The following is a 26,612-nucleotide window of genomic DNA, read 5'->3' as shown; positions in this document are numbered from 1 at the left end:
CACCGCCTGGTCGGAATCAATGCCGGACCGGATGTACTCGTGGTAGCGGCTGATCAAGAAGACGGCGTAGTCGGTGCCGGCGCCCGCGATCATCGCCGTCATCAACGCGATCGTCAGCGGCGAAACCCCGAGCCCGATCTGTGCCAGCCCGGACACCACGCCCTGGGATGCACCCACCGAAGCTCCGATGACGATCAACGGCAGCAACACGGTCACCGGTCGCCGGTAGATCACCAGCAGGATGATCAGCACCAGCGCGATGGTCACCATCTCGATGACGTGCATATCGGTGGCGGTGACGATCGACATGTCGCCGACCATGGCGGCCTGCCCGGTCAGCTGCGCGGTCACCGAAGTACCCGCGGTGGACTTTTTCACGATCTCGGCGATTCGTTGGTAGGACTGCGAGGACTGCGGGGATCCGATAGGTGCCTTCAGGATCGCCACCATGTACTCCGCCTTGTTGTCCTTGCTGACCATCAAGGCGCGCAATGGGGGCGTGGTGATCATGTCCTGCACGCCGGATACGTCGTTGGTCTCGCCGCGCAATGTGGTTGCCAGCTTGCTGTAGACCTCGTCATCTGCGGGCTGCAGTCCCTTGTTGTCGGTGAGCACCACGACCAGGACGTTCTGCGCGGATTCACCGAAGTCCTTGGCCATCTGCTCGGCCGACGCCATGGCTTCCGGCGGCAACAGCTGAGCTTGCTTGCTCTCGACGACCTTCGTCAGCGGGGGGAAGGCCACGGCCAGCACGGCTACCACAGCGATCCAGCCGGCGATGACGAGCCAGGGCGCGCGCACGGCGAAGCGGCCCAACAACGAAAAGGCGTTGAAATGCGGCTTGGCAGGTAGCGCCTTTGCTGCGGCGGACTTTTTGAACATCGTGAAATCCCTCATTCGTGTCAGGGCGGGCAAAAGGAGCGCCGGCGCTGGCGATAATTGCTTTCGCGCGGCGGATCGTGCGGGTAATTCGGTTATCTGGTTGAGACCGAACGTACGGCGCCGCGGGTACCGGTGTCGCGCTTGTGGGCGATAGTCGGAGTAAGCACCGATTTCCTGGTTTTGCGCATTATGCTCGCCAGCCCGCGGGACTCCTACGTACGTGCAGCTGGGCGACCCGGCCGGCCGGCTCGCGGCGCGTAATCGGCCAGCCGCTGGTGGCGGGAAGCCCGAAGTCGTCCACCGTGCGCCACAGGATCCGCCGCAACTCGTCATTCGAGTTGGACCGGCCCGGCTGATACCCCAGGACCGAGACGAAGACCTGTCGACCCAGTCTTCCCGCCACCACCGCCAACATTCCGCCGGTGCGGTCCATGACCGCCCTGGTCACACCCAGGTTGTAGCCCTTAATGGCGAAGCAGTCGGCGTCCGTCCCGTCCGGCCGATACACGGCCGGGTCGATCGCACCGAGGTTGGATGAGGTGATGGTGGTCGCACCGCCGGCGGCCAGCCCGATCATTCGCCTGGCCAGCCACTCGGGGACCAGAGGAGTAATCGGAAGCAGTGCCAGCCGTTCGTCGGGGAACTCTTCCCGGCGGGTCAGGGCTAGCTTCGTTGCGGCCCGGATCCCGCGCAGGTCCGTCGTCGCGTCTGCAATATCGACAGGGACCTCGACAGGCGCCACGGCGTTGGCGCGGGTATCGCCGGCGGTGCGTTCGTTGACGGGCATGCTCAAGGTGACGGACCCGTCGGCGTTGACCCGTCCCATCCGCTGACCGAGCCGGGCCGCCAATCCCGCGACCAGCGAGTTGCTGGTCCCCCCCAGCGAGTGTGCGCGGGCGTCCCATTCGTCGGCATCGACAAAGATCGTTGCCATCGGGAGCGACACGCGTTCGTCCGCGCCGGCGAGCGGAGCAGGCGTGTTGGTGGGTAGCGGTGCGGCGGCTGATCCCGCACCGGCCGGGCCTTGCCGGGCCAGCCGTGCCGCGGCTGCGACCGCTCGGCGGATAGCGGGCATGTCGCGCCTGGTTTGGCGGGCGTCCTCGCGCAGTGCTTGCCAGCGCCGGCGTGACCCGGCAGCGGGCCAGCTGATCGGGTCGTGGCGGCCCGCGGTCGCGTCCGCCAGCGCCTCGCACAGGCCCACGCCATCGCTGAGGCAATGCAGGGTGACCAGGCTGACTCCCGCGCCGCCCTCGGTGAACGGCAGCACGGCGAGGCGCCATTCGGGCCCGTGTTCGGGATCGATCGGGCCGTTGGCCTGTTCGCCCAGCCAGGCGTCGAATTCGTCACGCGGCCGAGGCGCCGCGATCTCGAGGTCGGCTTGACTGGTGGGCGAGACCCAGCGATGCCGGCCGAACGGCAGGGGTGAGCGTTCGACCCGGCGGGATAACCGTCCCCGCTGAAGCTGCCGATGGAACCGCCGTAGACCGTCGATGTCGATCGCGCCGTCATATACCCACACGCACTGCAGCACGCTGGTGACGCCGGTCGCACGCTCGCCGAGAAAGAAGGTGTGGTCGACCAGATCAATTACATTGTTCATTTCTTCCTGAATTCCTTTTCTTGTCATTTGCCTGGCGCCTACTTTGAGGCCGAAGTTACGGCGCCGATTGCACCCGTGTCGCGCTTGTTCGCGATAGTCGGAATTAGCGACGATGCCCGGGTTTTGCGCATTGTGCCCATCGGCCCGGTCCGACGCCGGGTGTCCGCTTACCGCGCCCCGCTGACTGACTCAGGGCATGGCCAGCCGATCATGGCGGTGAGCGAGAAGTCGCCCAGCACACTCGAAATGTGCTGTTGCAGCTCGTCGTTCGAATTGGCACGGTCCGGCTGATACGCCTGGACCGTGATGAAGACCTGGTTGTGCACTCGTGCCGAGCTCACTCCCAGCAACCCGCCGGTGTGATGCACCGTCGCCTTGGTCAACCCCGTGACGAAGTTTCTCATCGCGATGTAGTCGGCGTCGGTGCCGTCTGGCCGGTTGACGGCCGCGTCGAGCGCGGCGGCGTTGGACGCTCCACTGGTCGTCGGGCCGCCGAGGGCCAGCGGCACCATTCGCCTCACCAGCCACCGCGGCAGCAGCGGAGCGAGGGCCAGCATTGCCATCCGTTCGTCGGATACCTCTTGATGGCGGATGAGCGCCTGCTTGATCGCGGCCCGGATTTCGCGCAGGTCTCTCGTCGCGTTTGCCGGGTCGACGGTGATGTCGACCGCTGTGATGGCGTTGGCGCGAGTGTCGCCGTCGACGCGCTCGTTGACCGGTATCGCCAAGGTAGCCAAGCCGTCTGCGTTCACCCGCCCCACCCGCTGGGCCAGCCCGGCGGCCAATCCCGCGAAGAGCGCGTTGCTCGTCCCCCCGAGTGAGCGTGCGCGGGCGTCCCACTCGTCGGCGTCGACGAAGATCGTTGCCTTTGCGAGCGTGATGGGTTCGTCAGGTCCGACGAACTTCGAACGCACCGCGTCAGGTAGCTGAGCGCCGGATCCGGCAGCGCCGGGGTTGCGCCGTGCGAATCGCGCCGCGGCAGCGACGGCGCGACGCATAGCGGGCACGTCCCGCGCGGTTTGGCGGGCGTCCTGACGCAGTGCTTTCCACCGCCGGCGTGACCCGGCAGCCGGCCAGCTGATCGGGTCGTCGCGGCCGGCGGCAGCGGCCACCAGCGCGTCGGCCAGCCCGATCCCGTCGGCGAGGGTATGCGAGATGACCAGGCTCACCCCTGCGCCGCCGTCGGTGAACGGAAGCACCGCAAGGTGCCATCCGGGCCCGTGCTCGGCATCCAGCGGGGTGTTGCCTTGTTCGTCGAGCCAGGCATCGAATTCCGCACGCGGCCGACGCGTCGCGATCTCAAGGTCGGACTGACCGTTGGGCGAGACCCAGCGATGCCGGCCGAACGGCACGCGCGAGCGTTCGATGCGACGGGACAACCGCCCTCGCTGAAGATTCTGATGAAACCGGCGCAGACCGTCCATGTCGATCGCACGGTTGTACACCCAAACGCTCTGCATCATGTTGCTGGTTCCGGTCGCTCGCTCGCCGACAAAGGCGGTCTGGTCGACCAGGTCGATGACATTGCTCATTTTTCTGAGGTCCTTTACTTTGTTAGTTCGCTACGGTGTTCGGTATTTCTTTTGACGAAATTGCTTACACTGCAACCACATCCGTCGACTGAGCGGCAGGCCAGCCCGTCGTGGCGGTGAGCGAGAAGTCGCTCAGCGCGCCCGACAGGTTCCGTCGCAGTTCACCTTTCGAGTTGGGACGGCCGGGCTCGTAGGCAAGGACCGAGACGAAAACCCGTCCCTGCGCCCTCCCCGACAGCAACACCAGCAATCCGCCCAACCGGTGCATGACCTCCTTGGTCACACCCGGACCGAGAGACTTCATGACGAAGTGGTCGGCGTCGGTGCCGTCTGGCCGGTAGGCCGCCGGGGTGACCACGCCGAGGTTGGATGAGACGACGCTGGCCGCGCAGCCGGCGGAGAGGCTGACCAATCGCCTCACCAGCCAGTGCGGCAGCAAAGGAGCAAGCGGCAGCAGCATGAACCGTTCGTTGGGCTCTTCCTGGGAGCGGATCAGCGCGCGCTTGATCGCGGCCCGAATCCCACGCAAATCCGTCGTCGCGCGCGCCGGGTCGACCGTGAAGTCGACATTGGTGATGGCGTTGGCGCGGGTGTCGCCGAAGGTGCGCTCGTTGACCGGCAGTGTCAACGCGACCGAGCCGTCTGCGGCGAGCCGTCCCACTCGCTGGGCCAGGCGGGTCGCCAAACCCGCGAGCAGCGTGTTGCTGGTCCCGCCGAGCGCCTCTGCGCAGGCGTCCCACTCGTCGGCGTCGACAAAGATGGTTTCCGATGGGAGCGTGACGGATTCGTCGGCTCCGGCCGACAGGGCAGGGGCCTGGGACACGGGCGCCGCGGCCGGCCCGTCGCCCTGACTCCGGGCAAATCGCGATGCGGCAACGACGGCCCGGCCGACGGCCGGGATGTCGCGTACGGTTTGGCGGGCGTCCTCGCGCAGTGCCTTCCGTCGCCTGCGTGACCCGGCAGCGGGCCAGCTGATCGGGTCCTGGCGGCCGGCGGCCGCCTCCGCAACCACCTCGCACAACCCGACGCCGTCGGTGAGGCAATGTGTGGTGACCAGGCTGACGCCCGCGCCCCCGTCGGTGAACGGGAGCACTGCGAGGTGCCATCCGGGCCCGTGCTCGGCGTCCAGCGGGGTGTTGGCCTGCTGGTTGAGCCAGGTGTCGAATTCTGTTCGGGGCCGTGCGCTTTCGACGATCTCGAGGTCGGACTGGGCGCCGGCTGCGACCCAGCGATGGCGGCCGAAAGGCAACGGTGAGCGTTCGATGCGGCGGCTCAACCGCCCTTGCGACAGATGGCGGTGGAACTGGCGCAGGCCGTCGATGTCGACGGCGCGGTTGTACACCCAGACGCATTGCAGCAGGCTGGTGGTTCCGGTTGCGCGCTCGCCCAGAAACATGGTCTGGTCGTAAAGGTCGATGACGTTGCTCATTTCCCAGGGTCCTTTTCGTCAGGTCATACAGATCGGGCTAATTCGGTTGGGCTGCAACCGCTTACCGGGTCTCACTCACTGGCTCGGTGCATGTCCAGCCCATCGTGGCGGTCAGCGAGAAGTCGCGCAGAACGCTGCAAAGACGTTGTTGCAGTTCCTCGCTCGAGTTGGTGCCGCCCGGCTGGTACCCGGCGACCGTGACGACGACCTGCCGCTGCACTCGACCGGAGTGCACCGACAGCATCCCGCCGAGCTGGTGCATCATCGCCTTGGTCACGTCCGGGTACAGGGACCGGACGGCGGCGTAGTCGGCGTCTGTGCCGTCCGGCCGGTAGACGACCTGCGGGGCGGCGCCGAGGTTGGACACGACAACCACGTTGGTCGCACCGCCGGTGGCCACCCCGACCATTCGCTTGATCAGCCGTTGCGGCACCAGGGGAACGACGGGCAGCAGTGTCTGCCGCTCGTCGGGCGTCTCGCGGTGGCGGATCAGCGCTTGCTTGGTCGTGGCCCGGATCTCGCGCAGGTCCGCGGTGGTGGTCGCCGGGTCGACGGTGATGTTGACCATCGAGACGGCGTTGGCACGGGTGTCGTCGGGGGTGCGCTCGTTGACGGGTATCGCCAAGGTGACCGAACCGTCGGTGGCGATTCGTCCCGCCCGCTGCGCGAGGCGAGCCGATATCCCCGCGAGCAGCGTGTTGCTGGTCCCGCCGAGCGATTCCGCGCAGGCGTCCCACTCGTCGGCGTCGAGAAAGGCCGTTGCCGTTGGGAGCGCGACGAATTCGTCTGCTCCGGGGATTAGCGCAGCCTGCTTGGCCAGGGCCTTGGCGGAGGGAGCCTTGGGCGTGGCCGCGTCGGCTGCCTTGGCGCTGCGGCGGTTGGCTCGAGTCATTCGGGCTGCGGCGACGACGGCTCGGCGGATGGCGGGGATGTCGCTGCGGGTCTGGCGGGCGTCCTCGCGCAGTGCTTTCCACCGGGTGCGCGATCCGGCAGCGGGCCAGTCGATGATGTGGTCATAGCCGCACGCCGCTTCCGCGATCGCCATGATCCCTCCGATGCCGTCGGTCAGGCAGTGCGTGATGACCAGGCTGACCCCGGCGCCGCCGTCGGTGAACGGGAGCACCGCGAGGTGCCATCCGGGTCCGTGCTCGACATCCAGGGGGATGTTGGTCTGCTCGTTGAGCCAGGCGTCGAATTCTTCGCGCGGCCGAGGCGCCGCGATCTCGAGCTCCTGCTGATCGCCGACGGCGACCCAGCGATGCCGGCCGAACCGCAAGCGTGAGCGCTCGATACGTCGTGCTAACCGGCCCTGCTGGAGATGCTGATGGAACTGGCGCAGTCCGTCCATGTCGATCGGGCGGTTGTACACCCAGATGCCTTGCGCGACTCCAGCCGCTTGTCCGAGGCGAAAGAAGGTCTGGTCGACCAGATCGAGTACGTTGCTCATTTCCTGAATTCCTTTTCGTGTCACTGCCTTTGCCGGCCAGTGTCTTTCGCGTTGTCAATCCTGTCGGTAATTCTTGTGTTTCGTTGCGATTGAACGTACGGCGCCACTCGCACCCGTGTCGCGCTTGTGAGCGATAGTCGGAATTAGTGGTGATTCCACGGTTTTGCGCATTGTGCTCACCGATCCGCGGAGCGCGGGCGATATGGTCGAGAAGTAATGAAAGTGCTTTCATAGCAACAATATTCAACGGCACACCACGCCGGCAATGTGAGGCGTCGCGGCGAAATGAAGTTCGGCCAACACCGCTGGGCGAGAGAGGGCCCAGCGATGTTGGCCGAACGGCACGGGGGCCGGCTGGCCGGCGGTTACAGGCTGATGACGGGTACGCCTTGCGCCGAATTCGCATGATCCACAACGGCATCCATCCATTGCGAGCCGCTCAAAACGGCGCGAGTGAACGCGCGGCGCAGTACTTCGATGTAGCGGCGCACCGATGCCCGCGCTATCGCGTTGTCCGGGAACGAGATCGTCACTGTGGTTTTGTCGACGTGCCGGGTGATCCAGATGTTGACCCCGCCGTGCGACAGATTGTCGCCGTAGGTACCGAAATTCGTCTGTTCGAACAAGTCCGCGACGGGAATCTTGCGGACATCCATGAACGACAGCATCAATTCGGAACGGTCACCCAGTTCGACTCCCAGTTGATCCGGAGTCGTCAACTCCAGGACCCGTTCAAACGGCACGCCGGCAAGGGGCTTGTTGGCGTCGAACGATTTCTGCGCTGTCTTGACCAGGTCGGGAAACGAGCCGCTGCCGATCGGCACAGTGACTGGAAACAGGCCGGCAAACCAGCCGACGGTCAACATGTCAGTCGACGTCCGCGTGTCGTGCGGCGCGAAGCCGTAATAGGTGTCGGCACCGGTCAAGTTGTGCTCGGTCAACGCCGCGCACGCCAGCACCCCGCCGCTGAACCGGCCACCGGCCGCACGGCAAGCGGTGTCGAAAGACTCCGTGTCTGCGGCGTCCAACAACTCGACCGTCAGAAACTCGCCTTTGGTGCTGGCCCGGGTGTCACCGAGCGGTAGCGGGAAGCTCGGCCAGTTGCCCCCGGTGCCCTGCACGAACTCGATCCAGGTCTTGATCTCGGGGCACGTCAGGGTCAAGTTCCCCACTCTCTCGTGCTGCCGTTCGGCGTAGTCGCGATAGCTCGCGATCTGGGAGGCCTGCGCAGGCTGCGTTTGATTCGGGGCCTGCCGCAGGTGGTCGTACGCCAAGTGGATATCGAAGAAGATCACGCCTGCGGACATGCCGTCGATGTAGAGGTGGTCGACACTGGCGTAGAAGGTGAAGTGGCCGGTGTGCTGGACGATGCCGAAGGTGAAACCACCCCATTCGAGCGTCGCCGGTGTGGTCGCCGTCACATGCGTACGTATTTGTTCGACCTCCATATGCCCGAACTCCACGGGAACCAAATCGATGACTTCGGGGTCGTCGATTCTGCGCCGGACAAATACCTCGTTCTCGAGTTCGTACCAATCGTGGTAGCTGTCGTGGCGACGGACATGCGCATTAATCGCGGCCGTCATCGCCGGAATGTCACACACGCCCGGAATATCCCAGGCCGCGATCATCAGCCGGGGCAGCTGCTTGCCCGCTGCGATACCGTCGTAGGCGGCCCGGAGGTGCGAAGCCCGCTGGAAACTCGCAGGCACATCGCATCGGCGTGCGTCGCGAGCCGACTCGACCGCTGCGGGTGAAACCGTCCAGGTGGTAACTGGACCAGCCGGCGGTTGCCATGCGTTCAGATTGCCCAGCGAAACCATTTCTCGATCCTTATCTGTGCGACAACGAGATTTTTTTGGTGCCGCGGCGGGATCGCGGAACAGCTATTCGCGAATGAGCTCCGCGGTAGCGTGAATTACCTTGTCCCCTGGCCGTGCGACGTTGTTCGGTTATTGCGTTGAGACCGAACTTACGGCGCCGATTCGGCGGTGTCGCTCTTGTAAGCGATAGTCGGAATAAGCCACGATTCCGTGGTTTTGCGCATTGTGCTCACAGGTGGGGCGGTCCGGCGAAACGCCTGCTCCGCCTTGGTGCGCCTGCTCCGGGGCAGGTCAGGCCCCCTGGTCGGCCGGAAAGTGCCCAACTTCGAATTTGCGTCGTTTGGTACCCGATCGGGCCTTTAGAATTGTGCTACCGCCCAATCGCGCCGGGTCCAGTTGATCGCTGGATTGCCCAGCGCCTTACCGGGTAGTTGTGCCCGGTGACAAAGACATAGGAGCAAAGACGCAGATGGATTCGTTGTCGCACGATGATTCCGCTGGTGACATCGCCAATCAGATGGTCAACATCGGTAGCGGTGGCCTGGAGTCCGGTGCCTCGGCGGTGGCGTCGCTGACCGGGCTGATCCCGGCCGGAGCCGAAGAGGTTTCGATGCAGGCGGCAATGGCGTTCGCGACCGAGGGCGCCCAGATGCTGGCCTCGAACGTCGCGGCGCAAACAGAGCTGATGAACGCGGGCATGGCGCTGCTGGATATCGCCAAGAGCTACGGGAACCTGGACGAGGCGGCGGCCGACACTTTGGGGCTCGGCGCCGCGTCGCACGCCGCCGCGCAGTTGGCGGGCAGATCGGCGGCGAGTCTCGCGGGTCTCGCAGGGGCCGGGTCGGTGCATGCGCCTGGCCTGAGTAGTGCGGCGGCCGCCGCGCCGCTGCTGGCGAACTTCGCCGAGGCTCCCGTCGGGACGGGCGCCGCGGGTGCCGGCGGGGCCGCAGGTGCCCTCGGCAACGCCGCGAATATCGGGTCCACGGCCTTGGGCGCCGGCACCGCTCCCCTGGGCGCGCTGCAGGGCGCGCAGGGCGGATCTTCGCGGCCGGGGATGCCCGCGTCCCTGGTCGACGACACAGAGCAGAGCGACCCCAACGACGAGCAGCTGCCCGGCGAGCGCCGTTTGTGATCACCTTGTGATGGTGGTGACCCGCTGCGGGTCCTTTCGCCGAGCGTGAGCTCAGCGCGATTACAACTGCTGCGATTCTTCGCAGTGGTTTCACGTTCGGCGTGAGGGACGAACCACGCCGTCTCCTACGCTGTCACTCGATAGCGAAGGATGCGAAGGAGAGCTGTCGTGACCAACCCCGAAATGGCCACCATCTTGCGCAACATGAAGGTTCCGGAGCAGATGTCGGGGAGCCAGGAGCTCCGCAACTATCTGGTCAGCTACATCGAGCGCGGCGACAGCGAACCCGATCCCGCCGAACAACACAAGCTGAACTGGCTGCTCGTCATTTCGCACCTGGAAGTGGTTAACGCCCTGGGGGCGCTGGAAGAGCACATGAATTCGGCCCAAAGCAGCAGATCCCGGTCCGAAGTGAAGCGGTCGCGCAAGCGCGGAAGATGGTTCTGACCCGGTGCGATGGATCGTCGACGGCATGAACGTAATCGGGACCCGCCCGGATGGTTGGTGGAAGGATCGCCACCGCGCGATGGTCGTGCTGGTCGAGCGGCTCGATCGTTGGGCGTCAGCTGCGGGCGACGACGTGACGGTGGTCTTCGAGCGGCCGCCGGCAAACGCCATCCCCGCGTCGGTGATCCAGGTGGCGCACGCGCCCAGGGCGGCCGCGAACTCGGCGGACGACGAGATCGTCCGGCTGGTGGGAGCCGACGCGCGGCCGCAGGACATTCGTGTCGTGACATCGGACAGGACGTTGACCGATCGGGTTCGAACCATGGGTGCGACAGTCTGCCGGGCGGAGGCCTTCCGCGACCTCATCGATCCGCGCGGTGGTGCTCATCATGACGACTGAACGGGCGGTGCCGGCGCGCAACCGCGTGTGCGAGCTCGCGCAGATCGAGATCCCGATCATTCAAGCCCCGATGACCTACATCGCCGGCGCGCAGCTCGCCGCGGCGGTGTCCAGCGCCGGCGCCCTGGGGATTATCGAGACCACTTCTGAGCAGGGCCGAGCCGACCTGCGACGAGTGCGCGATCTCACCGACGGCTCGGTCGGCGCGAATATCGCGCTGCTGTTCAACCGTGACCCGGCGGTGGTGGACCTGCTGGTCGCCAACGACATCCGGTTCGTCACTACCTCGGCCGGCGATCCTGCGCTGCTCATCGATGGGCTCCACGATGCGGGGATCACTGTGTTTCACGTGGTGGGCACGCTGGCGACGGCCCGCAAGGCCGTCGACGCCGGGGTGGACGGGCTGGTGGTCGAGGGTGTCGAGGGAGGCGGGTTCAAGAATCGCTTCGGGGCGTCGACGATGGTGCTGCTGCCGCTGGTGGCGGCTCATGTCGACGTGCCGATCGTCGCGGCGGGAGGGATCTGCGACGCCCGGTCCATGGCGGCGGCTTTCGTTTTGGGTGCCGAAGCTGTGCAGATGGGTACCCGGTTGCTCGCCTCGGCGGATTCGCCGGTACACGGCAACCTCAAGCAAGCCGTCGTCCGCGCCGACGAGACGTCCACCGTCATGCTTCCGCTGGACGGCAAACGGATGATGCGAGTGATCCGGACACCGGCCGCCGACAAGATCGACGTTTCAATGTCCGTCGAAGAAGGCGGCGCGGCACTGCAACGCGTCCAGCGGCTCTACTTCGACGGGGACATGGACGCCAGTGTCGCCAACACGGGTCAAGTGGCCGGCCGCATCGACGAGATCTTGCCGGCCGGCCAGATCATCAAGCAGATGTGGTCGGGGTGCCGTGAAGTACTGGCGGCCACATCGCAGCGCCTCACCTAACAGCGCGAGCTGACAGAAAAGCACCCGACCCGCCTGCGGGTGCTTTCGCGTCTCGCGCTAACCCAGAGCGGCCAGCGCCGCGTCGTAGTCGGGTTCCTGGGCGATCTCCGGTACCAGTTCCGTGTGCACGATGTTGCCGTCACCGTCAATCACCACGACCGCCCGGGCAAGTAGGCCGGCCATCGGACCGTCGGTGATGGTGACGCCGTAGTCCTCACCGAAGCTGTCCCGAAACGCCGAGGCCGTTACGACATTCTCGGTGCCCTCGGCCCCGCAGAATCGCTTCTGCGCGAACGGCAGATCCTTGGACACGCACACCACGGTTGCACCGGTCGCGGCGGCCCGCTGGTCGAAGGTCCGCACGCTGGTCGCGCATACCGGTGTGTCAATCGACGGAAAGATGTTCAACACCACGGATTTGCCGCGGAACTGATCGCTGCTGACCGTCCCAAGGTCCCCGCCGGTCAATCCGAAGCTAGGCGCCGGAGACCCGACAGCGGGCAGCTCGCCGACGGTGTTGATCGCGTTTCCGCGCAAGGTTATCTGTGCCATGCGCACAGTCTGCCAAGGCCGACACGGCAGCTTACGGTCAGGTCCGGCCTGCGAAGGCATGGCCTAAATAGTGGGGTACATGGCGTAGACGACACAACGTTGTCTGGCCAACACTTGGTCCATGGCTCGAAAAGTGCTCATGGTCGGCTTCCCCGGCGTGCAGGCTCTCGACGTGGTGGGGCCGCATGAGGTGTTCACCGGCGCGTCGCTGCTGACCGGCGGCGCATACGACGTCGCGATGGTGTCACCCGGCGGCCAACCGGTGACCACGGCGACCGGCCTGGCGTTCATGGCCGAACCGCTACCAGACCCCTTCGACCCGGTCGACACAGTCGTACTCCCCGGCGGCGGCGGCGTCGATGACGCCCGATCCAGCGCCGAGCTGGTCGGTTGGATCAAAGACGTCTCGCACAAAGCCCGGCGCATCGTCACCGTGTGCACCGGCGCGTTCCTCGCGGCCGAGGCGGGACTGCTGGACGGTCACCGCGCGACCACGCACTGGGCCTTTGCCGGGCGGCTGGCCCGTGAGTTCCCGAACGTCAACGTCGATCCCGACCCGATCTTTATCCGCAGCTCCGAGCGGGTGTGGACGGCTGCCGGGGTCACCTCGGGGATTGATCTCGCGCTCTCGCTGGTCGAAGACGACCTTGGCACCGAGACTGCGCAAACGGTCGCCCGCTGGCTCGTGCTCTATCTGCGCCGCCCCGGCGGACAGACACAATTCGCGGCGCCGGTGTGGATGCCGCGCGCCAAGCGGGCTCCCATCCGCGAGGTGCAGGAAGCCATCGAGGCCGAACCGGGCGGCGCGCACAGCATCGAGGACCTGGCGCGCCGGGCGGCGATGAGCCCACGCCACTTCACCCGGGTGTTCACCGACGAAGTCGGCGAGGCACCCGGCCACTACGTCGAACGCATCCGGACAGAAGCCGCGCGCCGGCAGCTGGAGGAGTCCGACGACACCGTGGTGGCCATCGCGGCCCGCTGCGGTTTCGGTACCGCAGAAACCATGCGGCGCAATTTCATTCGACGTATCGGCGTCGCGCCGGACCACTACCGCAAAGCCTTCGCCTAGACCTCCGCAAGACACCACAGATAAGGAACAACGATGACCCAGATCGCATTCGTGGCCTACCCCGGATTCACCGCGCTGGACATGATCGGCCCGTACGAAGTGCTGCGTAACCTACCGCATGCCGAGGTGCGCTTCGTCTGGCACGAATCCGGACCGATCACCGCCGACTCCGGTGTGCTGATCATCGGAGCCACGCACTCGCTGGCTGAGACACCGTCACCCGACGTGATTCTGGTGCCGGGCGGCCCGTCGACTCCAGTGCACGCGCGTGACGAGAAGCTGCTCGAGTGGCTGCGTCACGCCCACCAGACCGCCAGCTGGACCGCGTCGGTGTGTTCGGGCTCGGTGATCTTGGCGGCCGCCGGGCTGCTCGAGGGCAAGCGCGCGACATCGCACTGGATCGCGCTTCCCGCGCTCAAGGCGTTCGGCGTCACTCCCGTCGGCGACGAGCGAATCGTCCATCAGGACAATGTCATCACCAGTGCGGGCGTGTCCGCGGGACTTGACCTGGCGCTATGGCTGGCCGGACAGCTGGGCGGGGAAGGGCGCGCCAAAGCGATTCAGCTCGCGATCGAATACGACCCGCAGCCGCCGTTCGACTCCGGCCACATGTCGAAGGCGTCGGCGACCACGAAAGCCGCGGCGACGGCAATGCTGTCCAGGGACAGCGTCAAGCCGGCCAACCTGAAAGCCACGACGATGCTGGCCTGGCAGCAGGCACTGGCGGCCGCGCGGTCGCGGCGGCGCAAGCGACTGCCCTTGGGCGCGTCGAACTGACGACGCCGGCCCGGGCTCCGCAACCCGCTCTACCTCTGCTTCAAGGATTCTTTTAGACGGTCTCGCAATCATCGTCCGCAACCCCGCAGAGAGCGGGACATCAAGGGGCTTTCCGCCACCGAGATGGCGGAACGAAGCAGAGGAAGCGCGATGACCACGCTGGCGAGTTGGGACACTCCGTACGCAGGCGAAGTTCGCACGCGCGGTCGCCGGTTCCACTCCGACGACGGCGGGCCGGTCGAGGCCGTCGAAAGCGCCCCGAGCCTGGCCGGTCGACTCCTCTCGTTCGGTGCCCGCGTCGCCGTCCGCCCGGCGTTGTCACTCGGTTCCCAGTTACCGGTGCCGTGGCCCTATGGTGCGCTCGACTTGGCTGCTCGGGTGTTGCCGCCGATCCCCGGCACGGTGCGCTCCACGGTGGAGTTGGCGAACTGCACCGCCGAGCTGGTGCGGGCAAAGGGCGTGCGACGGGCCGACGGCAACGGGCGCGTCGTCCTGTACCTGCACGGCGGCGCATTCCTGTGCAAGGGGAACCACACCCACGCGCGGCTCGTCTCGCTCCTCTCCCGTTACGCCGACGCGCCGGTGCTGATGGTCGACTACCGCTTGCTGCCCCAGCACTCGCTGGGTCAAGCGATCAATGACTGCGAGGACGGCTACTACTGGCTGCGCGAGATGGGCTACCAGGCAGATCAGATCGTCGTCGCCGGAGATTCGGCCGGCGGCTACCTCTCGATGGCGCTGGCTGAGCGGCTGTTGGCCGACGGGGAGCAGCCCGCAGCCCTGGTGGCCATGTCGCCGCTGCTGGAGCTCGGCTCGGAGGCGAAGAAGTCGCACGCCAACAGCGAAACCGACGCGCTGTTCGCGGGCGGGGTGTTCGACTTCCTCAAGGACCTCATCGAGAAGGCCGCTTCGCGTCAGCTCGTCGACGGCGAAGTCGAAGACGTGATCGAGCCGCTCGACCATGTCGAGTTCGGAATGCCCAAGACCCTCATCCACGTGTCAGGGTCGGAGGTCATGCTGCACGACGCGCGCCTGGCGGCGCGCCGGCTGGCCGACGCCGATGTTCCGGTCGAGGTGCGGATCTGGCCCGGCCAGATGCACGGCTTCCAGCTTGCCGCGGGAATCGTCCCGGAAGCTGACCGGTCACTGCGGCAAATCGGCGAGTACATCCGGGAGGCCACCCCCGGATACCTCCGCGAGGCCGTCATCTAAGGCAGCCGCGCCGGTCAGTGCAGGTGTCGGCGGTACTCGGCGCGTTGGGTGAGTCGGGTGATAACCGAGGGGCCCTGTCCGCGTGGCGATTGTTGGGCGGCGGCCAGCAGGATGTCGACGGATTCGACGATGCCGGTCGCGAGGTCTTGCACCCCGGGCACGTTGTCGGGACACACGCACACGGCGAGATCCAGCACTTCTCCGTGTCGGGTCAGCGTGATGCCCAACCCGGAGCCATCTGCCAGGGGCGTCACGGTGTGCATCCCGACGACCCTGGACCCGGCGCAATAGCTCGCGCGCGACGGCCCGGGCACGTAGGACACGACGCCATGACAGGTCGGTCCGGGCCGCCACGGCAGTCTGGTCGACAGCGCTATGCCGGCGTGTACCACGCTGGGCGGAAGCAGCGCCGCAAGCTGCCCGATGTCAACCGCCTGACCAGCAACGACGGTGTCTTGGCGGTCCGCGGTCAGCCCGTCGGTTGCCGCATGGAGGTCAAGCAGAACCTGAACGGGATCATCGCTGTGCACCGGAAAGCCGACTCGCGCGGAGGCGTCCGTCGAATCGGCCTTGAACAGCGATAACGGCACCTCCATTACCAGCGGATGGTCGAGCGGGCTGTCATGGTGGCGCAGCCAGGTCCGTAGGCTCAGCGCGCAAGCGGTCAGTGCCACGTTGCTGACGCTGCTGCCGAACGCGTATGCGATTGCCTTCAAGTGAGACAGTTTCACTGAGGCCAAGCCGACCGCGCGACGCGCCGTCAGGTGGGCACTGAACACCGTGGACGATGCCGGCGCGCTGATCGACGACTCCCCCTGCGGCGACTCAGGTCCGCCGCCGAAGAATAGCCGCCCCGCGGCCTGTACCGCAGCAGGCATCGCCGTGGCGATCAGCCACGCGCCCAACAGGGAGTTTTCCCAGAGCTCCAGCACTGTGTCGGCAATGAGTTCGCCGACCGACGGCAAAGCACCAGGACCCGCCTCAACTATCACCAGGTTGGTCGGCTCGCCATGCTGATCGGGGGCTAGCAGCTGAGCCCACATCGCCGCGACCCCTTCGGCGATGCCGTCGATGACCGCGGGTGACACCGTCACCGCCAACGCCCACCGGTTGCCGACGAGGCCGTCGACGGTCCACGCTTCCCACAGCGGCGCACGCCGATCCATTTCCCGGGCGGCCAGCTCGTCGATCAGCTCAGCGAACTCACTCCCGCCATTCGAGCTACCAACCGTTGTGGAGTGAATCTGTGGCGTCGGGTCATAGCGGTCGATCTCGCCCCACACCGGCTGACCCAGGCCCAGCGGCTTGCCCACCAGGCGGCTGCGGAAACGCGCCATGCGGGCCAAGCGCGATGCCACCAGCTCCCGCAATCGTTGGTGGCTGATCCCACCGGACGCCTCCATGGTCAGCACCGCGACGGCGTGCAGCGGGACCCCGGGACTCCCCGCATGCAGCGAAACCCCGTCCCATCCCGGCAACCCGGTCTCCATCGGCAGGCGCGCCTCCATGCGTTCGGTGATCAGCGTGTTACTCGAACGCGTTCCCAAACACCCGAGACCTTTAAACAGGCCGGGCTACCGCAGGGCGTGCCGGTGCGCCCTGGTGTCGTGAAATGGCTTGTGCTGCTTAGCTATCCGTTGAGTACCCGAATAAAAAATCTATGCCTTGGGCTGCGGGATCTCGTCGGTGGCGAGCTTGCCGCCGGCCTGCAGCCAGGCACCGACAACCCGCGGCGCATCACGGTTCGGGTTGTAGATGTCTTCCTCGCTGGAAAACAGTCCATCACCGGCGTAGACGAGGCGCGTCCAATTCGGGAACCAGAACGGTTCACCGTCGGGGTCGGTCGGGTGGTCGAGCAGATTCTTGATCATGACGACGACGGCGTCATTCTCCTCGTCGTAGGCGGTCCAGTCGCTGGGGAAGCGCATGTGCGGGAACGGGGCCATGACCCCGACGATCCATTCCCGCACCGCCTCACGCCCGTGAAAGACCCCGTAGTGGTGCTCGGTGTAGACGACATCCTCGGTGAAGAGGTCGGCAAACGGGCGCCAGTCGCCGGAAGCGGAGCACCCCTCGACCACGGTTGTGTAGTTCCTGACGGCTTCCTCGACCTCGGTTTTGGTGAACTTGCCCATAACGGACAGCCTAAAGGCCGGCCAACGGCGTGAGTCCGTCAATCCGGCGATCAACGGCCCGCCAGGATCTACCCTTACGCCATGACGCAACCGCCCGCAGGTCCTCCGTACCCGTACCAACCGCCCGCGGGTTCGCCGTACCCTCCCGAAACGCCGGCCGGGCAGCCGTACCCGCCCCCGCCATCCGCGGGCCAATACCCGCCCCCCTACCCCCCGCCGCCGCCCGTCTATGGGCAGCCGGTCGCGCCGGCTCAAACGACCAGCGGGTTCGCGGTCGCGTCGTTGGTGCTCAGCCTCCTGGGCGTCAGCTTGCTCGGCCTGATTTTCGGCATCATTGGAATAGTCAAAACCAAAAGCGGCGCTCAACGTGGCCGGGGCATGGCAATCGCCGGTGTGGTGATTTCCATCATCGGGTCTGTGCTCTGGACGACGCTCATCATCATCGGCGCCTTAGCGCCGACCCACAGCACCAGCGCGCAAAACGTCAAAGTCGGCGACTGCTGGGCCGACGTGCCCACCGAAAACCTCGTTGCCCGAGTGAACACCACCAGCTGCGATCGTCCACATCGCGCTGAGGTGTTCGCGGTGTTGGGGATGCCCAGCGGTTCTTTCCCGGCTGATTCGGTGTTCCAGGACTTCAGGCAAAAGTGTCGAGACCAGTTGTCGTCCTACTCCCCCAGTGCGTCGGACGACCCCACCACCAAGCTGTACTTCTTGTCTCCTTCGGAACAGGCATGGAAAGACGGCGACCACGACATGGCTTGTGCCGTAACATTTTCCAGCCCGCGAACCGGGTCGGTCAAGGGCTCCTAAACGCCGGGCCAGTCCACCACGAAACGGTGGACGGGGTCGGCCGGATCGACGGCGCAGGCCAGCTTGAGCCCGATGGCGAGGTTGGGCACCTGCGATAGCGGCACCGGCTGGATGGACCGACCTGTCAGCGGCGCCAGATTGGGGAACTGCAGCTCGACCTCCAACACATAGTGCGGAGCGTCAAGGAATTCCGGCCTACTGGGAGTCCTGCCCAGGCTGCGCGGCGTGGTCCCGGTGGCAGAAAACGACTTGAGCACCCCGGGTGCGCGCTGACCTGACCCAAGTAGATCGGCTGCCGAAATGACCGGACCGGCACCGGGGCTCTGCTTCAACAGGTCGGCGATGTCGATCGGATCCGACTGCGTAGTCGACTGCTGGAAAACGACTTTCGGGGGCGCAGTAAAGACGGTATGCGTCGAACCGCCTGGTCCGACATGCCGCCGGGTCGATCGGCCACCGATCCGGACCTTTTTCGGGTTGGTGGCATCGACTTCGACCGCGACGGTCTCGCCGGGGGCCACAGCGGCCAACTCCCAAGCCCCGACATTCTGCCAATGCGCGACTTCGTAAGGTTCCTGGCCGGGGATCTCCACCCGCAGCCGAAACCGGCATATCTGTCGGGGCGGACCGTTCACCGCCCCTGACCCGAATTGCCGCAGCGACAAAACCTGTGCCGTTCCGGTCAGCACCGGACCGCGAATCTGTCTCATCCGGCGCACGATGAAAGGGCCGATAATCACGGCAATGATGACGACCGTCAGCAGGACCGAAAACCAGTCCCAACCCCCGGAGGAACTCGACGAGAAATACGCCAGGTGGTGGTGCATTGACGCACGCTAACACCGGCAACGGCGAGCCAGGTACCGATCTGACCGGTTGGTGTCATCCGGGCCCCGACACCCTCTAGGCTCAATCAAGCTAAAGGTCGCCGACCAATTTGCCGACCGCGCAACGGCTCCGACCGGCTGGAGGTATCGACAACCAATGAGCGTGTTGGACTTGTTCGACTTGCATGGCAAGAGGGCGCTGGTGACGGGGGGCTCCAGCGGTATCGGTCGACGGGTGGCCTTGGCGTACGTCGAAGCCGGGGCTCAAGTTGCCATTGCCGCCAGGCATTTCGACGCATTGGAGAAGGTCGCGGCCGAGATCGCCGCTGCCGGCGGCAAGGTCGTGCCCATCTGCTGCGACGTCACCCAGGAAGAGCAGGTGACCAGCATGCTCGACCAGGTGACCGCGGAGTTGGGCGGGATCGACATCGCGGTGTGCAACGCCGGCATCGTTGCGGTGACCCCGATGCTGGAAATGTCGCTCGAAGAGTTCCAGCGCATCCAGAACACCAACGTCACCGGCGTGTTCCTCACCGCCCAGGCGGCGGCCAAGGCGATGGTCAGACAGGGACAGGGCGGCGTCATCATCAACACCGCGTCGATGTCCGGCCACATCATCAACATCCCCCAGCAGGTCGGCCACTACACCACCTCCAAGGCGGCGGTCATTCACCTGACCAAAGCCATGGCCGTGGAGTTCGCGCCGCACAACATCCGGGTGAACAGCGTCAGCCCCGGCTACATCCTCACCGAGCTCGTCGAGCCCCTCGCGGAGTACCACGCCCTGTGGGAGCCGAAGATCCCGCTCGGCCGGATCGGGCGGCCCGAGGAACTCACCGGCCTGTACCTGTACCTGGCCAGCGCGGCTTCCAGCTACATGACCGGGTCGGACGTCGTGATCGACGGTGGATACACCTGCCCCTGACTACGATTCAGCGAGGAGAAGGCTCATGGACGGTGCGAGTAATCCGGTCTTCGCCGGCAACCGGCCGAGCGGCGTGCCCGTGGTGCTGCGGGTGGGCGGGCAGGCCTGGCGTGCGACACCGGAGCGGACCTGGCTCATCGGACGGGCAGACGAAGCAGATGTACGCCTGGACGAGCCGGTCATTTCGCGACGTCACGCCACGCTCGAGCCCACACCCGACGGCTGGGTTCTGGTGAACCACAGTTCCAACGGGATGTTCGTCGACGGCCAACGGGTGGAACGTCTCGCGGTTCAGCACCCGATGAACGTCTCGTTGGGAGCCGTTCCGGGCCTGGTCGTCTACCTGCAGCCCGAGCACGCCCCCGCCCAGCAGCCCCCGGCCCCCGCGCCCCCACCGCCACCCACGCTTCCCCCGGCCGACTGGTATCCGGACCCGGCCGGCAGCGGGCGGTTGCGCTATTTCGACGGCAGCGCGTGGACGGAGCACTACTCCGCGCCGGCACCTGCTCAGCAGGTTGCCCCGGCCGCACCATATGCAGGGGGTTATCCCGCTGGTGCGCAAGGTTATTCAATGCCGCCACCCGGGCTGCCGGGCCAGGGTAATGCCGGGGTGTTCCAGATCAAACTGCACAAGCACACCGGTCTGGTGATTCTGATGCTGCGGCAGAGCTACGTCGTCACCGGCAGCTTCGAGGAATGTGAACGGGCGTACCGCGCCGCGCAGACGCACAACCTGCTGGCCGGCTGGTGGGGTTTGTTGTCGGCCTTGATCTTCAATTGGATCGCGCTGTTTTCCAACATGTCGGCGATGCAACAGCTGCGGCACGCCGCACAGGGGACCAACGTCCGCTGATCGGAGACGTGACGGCCTACCGCACGAGGCGGGGACGGCCGAAATATGTTCGCACACCGGGTGAGAACAGCGCGCGTAACCGCTCGCCGTCGGGTTGTACCCCGCCCCCGCCCAGCAGTTCGTCGTCCAACTCGACGATCTCGGCCGCGCGAAACCGCCACGGCTCATGATCGATGGGCACCCACCAGGTGCGGCCGGCCTTACGGGTGTGCGCGCCCCAGCGGGCGGTGAGCCACACCTCCAGCGGTGTCGGCTCCACGACGTCGCCAACCGCTACCGTCACCCGGCTGCGCAATCCGCGGCGCGGCCAGCGGCGCACAGTGTGATACGTGATCTGGTCAGCCGACCGCGTCACCCGCATCCGCGCCCACGTGTAGGGGATGCCGAGGCCGATTCGGGTGAGCGGTACCACCGCCAGCCGTTCTGAGTCCAGCGACCGGAAGAGCACGCCGTGGTGGCCGGCGTCGTCAACCGAGTAGAGCCGGATGTTGGTCTCGGCGAACCGGCCGAGGTACGAAAGCGGCAGTGCGGTACCAAGGTTGGTGTTCGTCATGACGAACGGGATCAGCCCCACGTAGGTGTTGCCGTCGGCGAAGACGTCCGGACGGGCGCTGGGCGGGTACAGGTGAGCAACGCTGTCCGGACGCACCGGCCAGTGCACGAAGGTCACGTCACTCCAGTCCTGCTCGAAAGTGACCGGGCCAGGCAGCGGTGGCGCAGCGACCGGGTACCCCCCCAGGTCGGGACTCCGGTCGGGTTCGCCAGCAGACGGGGTCGCGGTCACCTGACCATGGTGGCATGCCGCCGGTGACGATGACCCTCATGACCGCGCCATTGTGAAACCGCGCCATTGTGAAACTACGCGCCGTCGATGATCCAGTGCCGAGCTTCGTCGACCTGCCCGGCGGGGAAGTGACGGATCGTGGCGGACACAAAGTGTGATGCCAGATGCTCGGCGACGTCTCCGAGGTGCGAGTCGGTCACGACCGCGACTTTCTTGATGTGCTTTTGGTGATCCCGGATGAAGCGAAAGTGAGTGAGCATCGCCCCGAAACTGTCCCAACCCGGGAATCTCTGAGCATCGATAATGAGGCCCGCGAGGTCGCCGCTTTCCTGGATCTGCGGGTCGATGGACTTCGCGAGTTCCACGAAATCCTTCGTGTCGAGCGCGGACTCCGGCCGCACCGAGAGGATGGCATTGGCTGCGTCGAAGCGGTATTCGATCATGTTGGCTCCTATCTCGACCCCATGGTCGCTTGCGCGGGGATGCGCGGATAAGAGGCCAAAGTCACAAGATGACAACCGGCGAACGGCCCGGTGAACCTTTAATGCGTGCCTAATTCACCGCTGAGGTATGCGTCGCGGCAGGCCCGGCGGGCCAGCTTGCCGCTGGTGGTGCGCGGAATGGCGCCGGCCGGCAGGAATACCACCTCGGCGACGGACAGCCCGTGGCGATTCGACACCGCGGCGCGGATGGCCTCGATCGCCGGCTGCGGGTCGGCGCGGCTGGTGCCGGCGGCGCGCTCGGCGACGATGACCAGGCGTTGCTCGGTGCCTTGCGGCGCCGCGAAAGCCGTGACGTATCCCCGTCTGACCATCGGCGACGCCTCCGTCGCTGTGGCTTCGATGTCCTGCGGGTAGTGCTTATCACCATCGATGGTGACCAGATCTACAATGCGCCCGGTGATGTAGAGCTCCCCGTCCAGGTACACCCCCAGATCGCCAGTGCGCAACCAGTTTCCGTCGATCCGCGCGCCGGCTGCATGACTGCCTTCGGTGAGCCGCGATTGCAGTTTGTTATCGAAGGTCAGCCGGGTTTCTTCGGGCCGTCCCCAGTAACCCCTGCCGACGTTGTCACCCTGCAGCCAGACTTCGCCCACCTGACCGTCCGGAAGTTCGGTTCCCGTTTCCGGGTTGACGATCACGCCCCAGAGGCTGCGGGCGACCTGACCGCACGACACCTGTACGACGGCGTTGGGGGCATCCGCCTCGACACGTACCGCCCGGCCGGCACCCAGTTGCTCGCGATCGAGGTAGACGACCGACGTCTCGGCGGCCTGGTCGATGGTCGCGATCATCAGTGTGGCCTCGGCGATGCCGTACGACGGTTTGAACGCGGTGCGCGGCAATCCGTACGGGGCGAACGCTTTGTTGAACGTCGTCACCGCGTCGATGCTGACCGGCTCGGAGCCGATGATGAGGACGACATTGCCCAAGTCGATATCGTCACCGGGCGCGGGCAGTCCACGTTGGGCGGTCCACTCGTAGGCGAAGTTGGGCGCCGCGGTGACCACGCGTCCGGTCCGGGATCCGGCGGACAGGGCCTGGATCCAGCGCTGGGGCCTGCGGACGAACGCGGTCGGCGACATCAGGGTGGTGTGTCCGCCGTAGACCGCGGGAAAGCCGATCATGGACAGGCCCATGTCGTGGTAGAGCGGTAACCAGCTGACGCCGTGGGTATTCCGGTCCAGCAGGTCGATCGACAGGATCATCTGTACCAGGTTCGTTTGGACAGCACGGTGGGTGATCTCCACGCCGACCGGGGGCCGGGTCGCGCCCGAGGTGTACTGCAGATAGGAGACGGCGTCCGAATCCAGCTCGACCGGCCTGAACTGCTCCCCCGCCGCGTCGGGTATCTGGTCGATGACGATGACTTGCGGCTGCTGCAGCCGCGGGAGGCTGGTCAGGAAATTCTCGACACCCTCTTGGGTCGCCGACGTCGTGAGCACGACGGTGGGCCGCGAATCGCGAAGCGCCGTTTCCAGACGTGCCGCGTGACCCGGCAGTTCGGGGGCGAACAACGGCACCGCCACGCTGCCCGCCTTGATCGCTCCGTAGAAGCCGGCGACGTAGTCGATGCCCTGTGGTGCGAGGACGGCAACTCGGTCACCGGGTCCCGCGAACTGCTGCACCTGGGCACTGATGGCTTGCATCCGGACGTCGAATTCGGCCCAGGTCACCTCGTGGGCCTGGCCTTCGGTGCGTGCGTAGTCCAGGTAGCGATAGGCCACGAGCTCACCGATGTTGGCGACGTTGCGTTCGATGAGCGAGATCAGCGTGAGGTCGGGAGGCAACGCGATGTTGCCGTCGGCGTCCAGGCAATCATCGATCTGTAGCAGGCCTTTTGGAGCCACGGAGTCCTGCCGGGAACCGTAATCCATAACCGAAGTCTAAGCAGGCGGTCCTCCGATAGAGTCCGTGCCGTACTTGCTTCCCGGCCGGCTCACTTCTCGCGACCCGGGCAACGAAATCAGAGGTAGGTCGATGACGGCAGAACAGGACCGAGAACTCAAACGACGCGGCTTGATGCAGCATCTCACCGCGCTGTGTGTGCGCTACGTCGAACGCTTGATGCCCGACCCCTACTTGTTCGCGGTCATCCTCACCCTGGTCGTGGCCGGGCTGGTCGCGCTGCTGGTCAAAGACGCGTCGGCGTCGGGCATGCTCAAGGCGTGGTACGGCGGAGTGTGGGGACAGCAGAACATCTTCACGTTCGCCTTCCAGATGGTGCTGATCCTGGTGACCGGCTACACGCTCGCCGAGGCACCCATCCTCAAGCGGGCCATCATCCGTATCGCGAGCAAGCCGAAGAACCAGGTTCAAGGAGCTCTGCTGTGTTTCGGCGTCAGCGCGCTGTTGTCCTTGCTCAACTGGGGACTCGGACTGGTAGCCGGCGCTCTGGTCGCCCGCCAGGTCGCGAAACGCCTCGGCGGCAGTGCGCATTTCGGCTACCTGATCGCCGCCGCGTTCATGGGCTTCATCCTCTGGACGCAGGGCTTGTCCTCGTCGATCGCGCTCGCGAACACCGACGCGAGCAGCCCAATCAACGTGATACACAAGGTAACCGGCATGAACGTGCCGCTTTCGCTGACGATCTTCCAGCCCTACAGCTGGATATCGGTGATCGTGGTGCTTGCCGTGCTTGCGCTGGCGATCTGGCGGATGGCGCCGGCAGAGGGCCTCGAGCCTGATCCCGCGGTCTTCGAGGACGACGACGAGGCAGCAGACACATCGGAGCGCGATCCCGGTGCGAAGCGCACGTTTGCCGAATGGCTGGAAAACCTATGGATCCTCAATGTGCTGGTATTCGCCGCCGGCATCTCGTATTTCGTGCTGAGCCACTTTGCGCTCAACATCTCCTCGATGATCATGCTGTTCACCGTGACGAGCGCGCTGCTGCACCGCACACCGATTCGCTTTATCCGGGCATTCTCCGGTGCGGCCAAGGTGAGTGGTCCGCTGTTACTGCAGTACCCCCTCTACGGCGGGCTGGTTGGTCTGCTCGGTTATCTGCCGTCCGGGCCCGGAGCCGGCAAGCCGCTCCAGACGGTGCTGGCCGAGGCGCTGGTGACCGGCGCCAACCAGTACACCCTGCCGTTCCTGACTTTCGTTGGCTCCGTGATCATCTCGTTGTTCGTTCCGTCGGGCGGCGGGCACTGGGCCGTGCAGGGGCCGATCGCGGTCGACTCGGCGCTGCATGTCGGTCAGCACTCGCCGGCTTACCTCGGGCTGATCTCGATGACGGTCGCGGTCGGCGAGGGGGTCGCGAATATGATCCAGCCGTTTTGGCTGCTGCCGCTGCTGGCCATCGCGAAGCTCAATGTCCGCCAGGTGATGGGCTTTACGGTGATCGCGTTTCTCATCGGGTTCGTGATCCTCGGCGGTGCAGTCCTCATCGCCCCGCACTTCATCTGACGCCGCAGGCCTACATCCACAATTTCGCCAGCGCGTCGGCGAGGGCTGCCACGTCCTGCTTGTCGGTGTTGCAGCTGATGGCCAGCGACTTGGTCCGGTCGGCGCTGATACGAAATTCCGTGACGAATCCGGCCCAGGCGCCGTCGTGATCGAGGGTGCCGTTCGCCATCAGAAAGATTCCGGCGCCGTAGCGGTCGGCGCCGCCGGCTTCGGTTTCCACCGCGCCGGCGAGTTGGTCGTCGAGCAGCCTTTTGCCGCCCACCGCCCCGGTTCGGTAGTTGTCCGCCCAGCGCACCAATTGGCTTGGCGTGGTTTGGATGCCGCCGTCACCGAGCTGCTCCCACGGAGAGTCGGCCACCTGGTACTGGCCGCCTACCTTCGCATACGAGACGGCCTTGCCGGGAACATGCCCGACCGGATCCAGCACCATGCTCAGTCCGAGCGGGCGGAAGATCGCGGCATCCAGGTGCTGCGGCAGCGGTCGCCCCGACACCCGATGCACGATCTCGCCCAGCAGCAGGTAGTTGGAGTTGGAGTACTCGAACTTGCTGCCCGGCGCGAACTCCAGCTCCGACACGCCCGCCAGGGCGTGCAGGGCCTGATCCTGGGTGGTGCGGTCGCGGTACTGATAGCCCTGGGCTTGCAGCAGTCCGGTGTAGTCCGGGATGCCACTGGTGTGGTGCATGAGTTGCGCGACGGTGACGGTGCCGGCCCACGCAGCCAGATCAGGCACGTGCTGCGACAACGGGTCATTGAGCGCCAGCTTTCCCGCCTCGACCAAGAGCAGCGCCGCGGTCGCGGTGAATTGCTTTGAGACCGAGGCGATGTCGAACACGGTGTCAGGTGTGATCACGTCGCCGGCGGCCAGGTTGGCCACGCCGCGAGCCCCGGTCCAGAAGGGTTTTCCGTTGCTGCCCACCGCAGCAGAGCAGCCCGGCGCGCCGGGCTTGATGGCGGCGTCCAGCACGGCCTGGCTGCGGGCGACGAGTGCGGGGTCAACGACGATGGCCGGCCCGGTTGTCGTCGTGGTACGGGCGGCGGGCGGCGCGGTTCGGCCGCCGCAAGCACTGAGCGGCAGCGCCACCACGAGAATGAGCAGCAGTCGTATCACGATGTGCTGCC

25 protein-coding genes are annotated in these 26,612 nt (G+C 65.9%); 11 read left to right on the top strand and 14 right to left on the bottom strand.

The window, feature by feature from the left end:
• From VML93_RS13485 to VML93_RS13460, 6 genes are all read right to left on the bottom strand, one after another.
• On the bottom strand, positions 1–882 hold an 882-nt coding region (locus tag VML93_RS13485; protein WP_325611295.1), incomplete at its 3' end, for an MMPL family transporter.
• 187 nt (positions 883–1,069) lie between these two features.
• Positions 1,070–2,482, bottom strand: coding sequence for a hypothetical protein (locus tag VML93_RS13480; RefSeq protein ID WP_325611293.1), 1,413 nt, complete (start codon positions 2,480–2,482; stop codon positions 1,070–1,072).
• A 167-nt stretch (positions 2,483–2,649) separates the two neighbouring features.
• Positions 2,650–4,014, bottom strand: a complete 1,365-nt coding sequence (locus tag VML93_RS13475; protein ID WP_325611291.1) for a hypothetical protein — start codon at positions 4,012–4,014, stop codon at positions 2,650–2,652.
• Positions 4,015–4,078: 64 nt separating this feature from the next.
• Positions 4,079–5,443, bottom strand: coding sequence for a hypothetical protein (locus VML93_RS13470; RefSeq protein ID WP_325611289.1), 1,365 nt, complete (start codon positions 5,441–5,443; stop codon positions 4,079–4,081).
• A gap of 61 nt (positions 5,444–5,504) precedes the next feature.
• Complete coding sequence (locus tag VML93_RS13465; protein ID WP_325611288.1) at positions 5,505–6,890, bottom strand: hypothetical protein; 1,386 nt, start codon at positions 6,888–6,890, stop codon at positions 5,505–5,507.
• A gap of 365 nt (positions 6,891–7,255) precedes the next feature.
• Entirely contained in the window at positions 7,256–8,713 is a 1,458-nt protein-coding gene (locus tag VML93_RS13460) for a condensation domain-containing protein (RefSeq protein ID WP_325611286.1), read from the bottom strand.
• 469 nt (positions 8,714–9,182) lie between these two features.
• Here VML93_RS13460 and VML93_RS13455 point away from each other — a divergent pair, with 469 nt between their 5' ends.
• From VML93_RS13455 to VML93_RS13440, 4 genes are all read left to right on the top strand, one after another.
• Entirely contained in the window at positions 9,183–9,845 is a 663-nt protein-coding gene (locus tag VML93_RS13455; protein WP_325611285.1) for a PE family protein, read from the top strand.
• A gap of 168 nt (positions 9,846–10,013) precedes the next feature.
• Complete coding sequence (locus VML93_RS13450) at positions 10,014–10,292, top strand: hypothetical protein (protein WP_325611283.1); 279 nt, start codon at positions 10,014–10,016, stop codon at positions 10,290–10,292.
• Between the two features lie 4 nt (positions 10,293–10,296).
• Positions 10,297–10,692, top strand: coding sequence for an NYN domain-containing protein (locus VML93_RS13445; protein WP_325611281.1), 396 nt, complete (start codon positions 10,297–10,299; stop codon positions 10,690–10,692).
• Positions 10,682–11,629, top strand: a complete 948-nt coding sequence (locus tag VML93_RS13440; RefSeq protein ID WP_325611279.1) for a nitronate monooxygenase — start codon at positions 10,682–10,684, stop codon at positions 11,627–11,629. The genes VML93_RS13445 and VML93_RS13440 overlap by 11 nt, the downstream gene beginning before the upstream one ends.
• 57 nt (positions 11,630–11,686) lie before the next feature.
• Here VML93_RS13440 and tpx read toward each other — a convergent pair whose 3' ends face one another.
• A complete protein-coding gene (gene tpx, locus VML93_RS13435; protein WP_325611278.1) occupies positions 11,687–12,181 on the bottom strand; it encodes a thiol peroxidase in 495 nt (164 codons plus the stop codon).
• 121 nt (positions 12,182–12,302) lie between these two features.
• On the opposite strand from tpx, the gene VML93_RS13430 reads away from it, so the two are divergent.
• The 3 genes from VML93_RS13430 to VML93_RS13420 all read left to right on the top strand — a co-directional run bounded on the left by VML93_RS13430 (position 12,303) and on the right by VML93_RS13420 (position 15,242).
• Positions 12,303–13,253: a GlxA family transcriptional regulator gene (locus VML93_RS13430; RefSeq protein ID WP_325611276.1), complete on the top strand. Its 951-nt coding sequence runs from the start codon at positions 12,303–12,305 to the stop codon at positions 13,251–13,253.
• 33 nt (positions 13,254–13,286) lie between these two features.
• A complete protein-coding gene (locus VML93_RS13425; RefSeq protein WP_325611274.1) occupies positions 13,287–14,030 on the top strand; it encodes a DJ-1/PfpI family protein in 744 nt (247 codons plus the stop codon).
• Between the two features lie 150 nt (positions 14,031–14,180).
• Positions 14,181–15,242, top strand: a complete 1,062-nt coding sequence (locus VML93_RS13420) for an alpha/beta hydrolase (protein ID WP_325611273.1) — start codon at positions 14,181–14,183, stop codon at positions 15,240–15,242.
• 14 nt (positions 15,243–15,256) lie between these two features.
• Here the strand turns inward: VML93_RS13420 and VML93_RS13415 are convergent, their stop codons facing one another.
• Positions 15,257–16,789 (bottom strand): wax ester/triacylglycerol synthase domain-containing protein, encoded by a 1,533-nt coding sequence (locus tag VML93_RS13415; protein WP_325611271.1) that lies wholly within the window; start codon positions 16,787–16,789, stop codon positions 15,257–15,259.
• Positions 16,790–16,900: 111 nt separating this feature from the next.
• Positions 16,901–17,377 (bottom strand): nuclear transport factor 2 family protein, encoded by a 477-nt coding sequence (locus tag VML93_RS13410; RefSeq protein WP_325611270.1) that lies wholly within the window; start codon positions 17,375–17,377, stop codon positions 16,901–16,903.
• 81 nt (positions 17,378–17,458) lie between these two features.
• Here VML93_RS13410 and VML93_RS13405 point away from each other — a divergent pair, with 81 nt between their 5' ends.
• Complete coding sequence (locus tag VML93_RS13405; RefSeq protein WP_325611268.1) at positions 17,459–18,190, top strand: DUF4190 domain-containing protein; 732 nt, start codon at positions 17,459–17,461, stop codon at positions 18,188–18,190.
• On the opposite strand, the gene VML93_RS13400 is transcribed toward VML93_RS13405, so the two are convergent.
• Positions 18,187–19,017, bottom strand: coding sequence for a hypothetical protein (locus VML93_RS13400; protein ID WP_325611266.1), 831 nt, complete (start codon positions 19,015–19,017; stop codon positions 18,187–18,189). The genes VML93_RS13405 and VML93_RS13400 overlap by 4 nt on opposite strands.
• A 157-nt stretch (positions 19,018–19,174) precedes the next feature.
• Here VML93_RS13400 and VML93_RS13395 point away from each other — a divergent pair, with 157 nt between their 5' ends.
• Both VML93_RS13395 and VML93_RS13390 read left to right on the top strand, forming a co-directional pair.
• Positions 19,175–19,942: an SDR family oxidoreductase gene (locus VML93_RS13395; RefSeq protein WP_325611264.1), complete on the top strand. Its 768-nt coding sequence runs from the start codon at positions 19,175–19,177 to the stop codon at positions 19,940–19,942.
• Between the two features lie 25 nt (positions 19,943–19,967).
• The gene (locus tag VML93_RS13390) at positions 19,968–20,795 is read left to right on the top strand and encodes an FHA domain-containing protein (RefSeq protein ID WP_325611262.1); all 828 of its coding nucleotides are present in this window, start codon (positions 19,968–19,970) and stop codon (positions 20,793–20,795) included.
• A gap of 16 nt (positions 20,796–20,811) precedes the next feature.
• Here the strand turns inward: VML93_RS13390 and VML93_RS13385 are convergent, their stop codons facing one another.
• The 3 genes from VML93_RS13385 to VML93_RS13375 all read right to left on the bottom strand — a co-directional run bounded on the left by VML93_RS13385 (position 20,812) and on the right by VML93_RS13375 (position 23,956).
• Positions 20,812–21,579: a YqjF family protein gene (locus VML93_RS13385; protein ID WP_325611260.1), complete on the bottom strand. Its 768-nt coding sequence runs from the start codon at positions 21,577–21,579 to the stop codon at positions 20,812–20,814.
• A gap of 74 nt (positions 21,580–21,653) precedes the next feature.
• Complete coding sequence (locus VML93_RS13380) at positions 21,654–22,022, bottom strand: STAS/SEC14 domain-containing protein (RefSeq protein WP_325611258.1); 369 nt, start codon at positions 22,020–22,022, stop codon at positions 21,654–21,656.
• A 98-nt stretch (positions 22,023–22,120) separates the two neighbouring features.
• Positions 22,121–23,956, bottom strand: coding sequence for a fatty acyl-AMP ligase (locus VML93_RS13375; protein ID WP_325611257.1), 1,836 nt, complete (start codon positions 23,954–23,956; stop codon positions 22,121–22,123).
• 103 nt (positions 23,957–24,059) lie between these two features.
• Here VML93_RS13375 and VML93_RS13370 point away from each other — a divergent pair, with 103 nt between their 5' ends.
• On the top strand, positions 24,060–25,490 hold the full coding sequence (locus VML93_RS13370) for a TIGR00366 family protein (RefSeq protein WP_325611256.1): 1,431 nt from the start codon (positions 24,060–24,062) through the stop codon (positions 25,488–25,490).
• Between the two features lie 10 nt (positions 25,491–25,500).
• Here VML93_RS13370 and VML93_RS13365 read toward each other — a convergent pair whose 3' ends face one another.
• Positions 25,501–26,601 carry a serine hydrolase domain-containing protein gene (locus tag VML93_RS13365; protein WP_325611254.1) on the bottom strand — a complete coding sequence of 367 codons (1,101 nt, stop codon included), beginning with the start codon at positions 26,599–26,601 and terminating at the stop codon, positions 25,501–25,503.
• Positions 26,602–26,612: the final 11 nt, after the last annotated feature.

This window comes from Mycobacterium sp. (assembly GCF_035499775.1).
GTDB lineage: Bacteria > Actinomycetota > Actinomycetes > Mycobacteriales > Mycobacteriaceae > Mycobacterium.
Note: the sequence above shows the minus strand (reverse complement) of the source record. Positions and strands in the feature narration are given on the sequence as shown.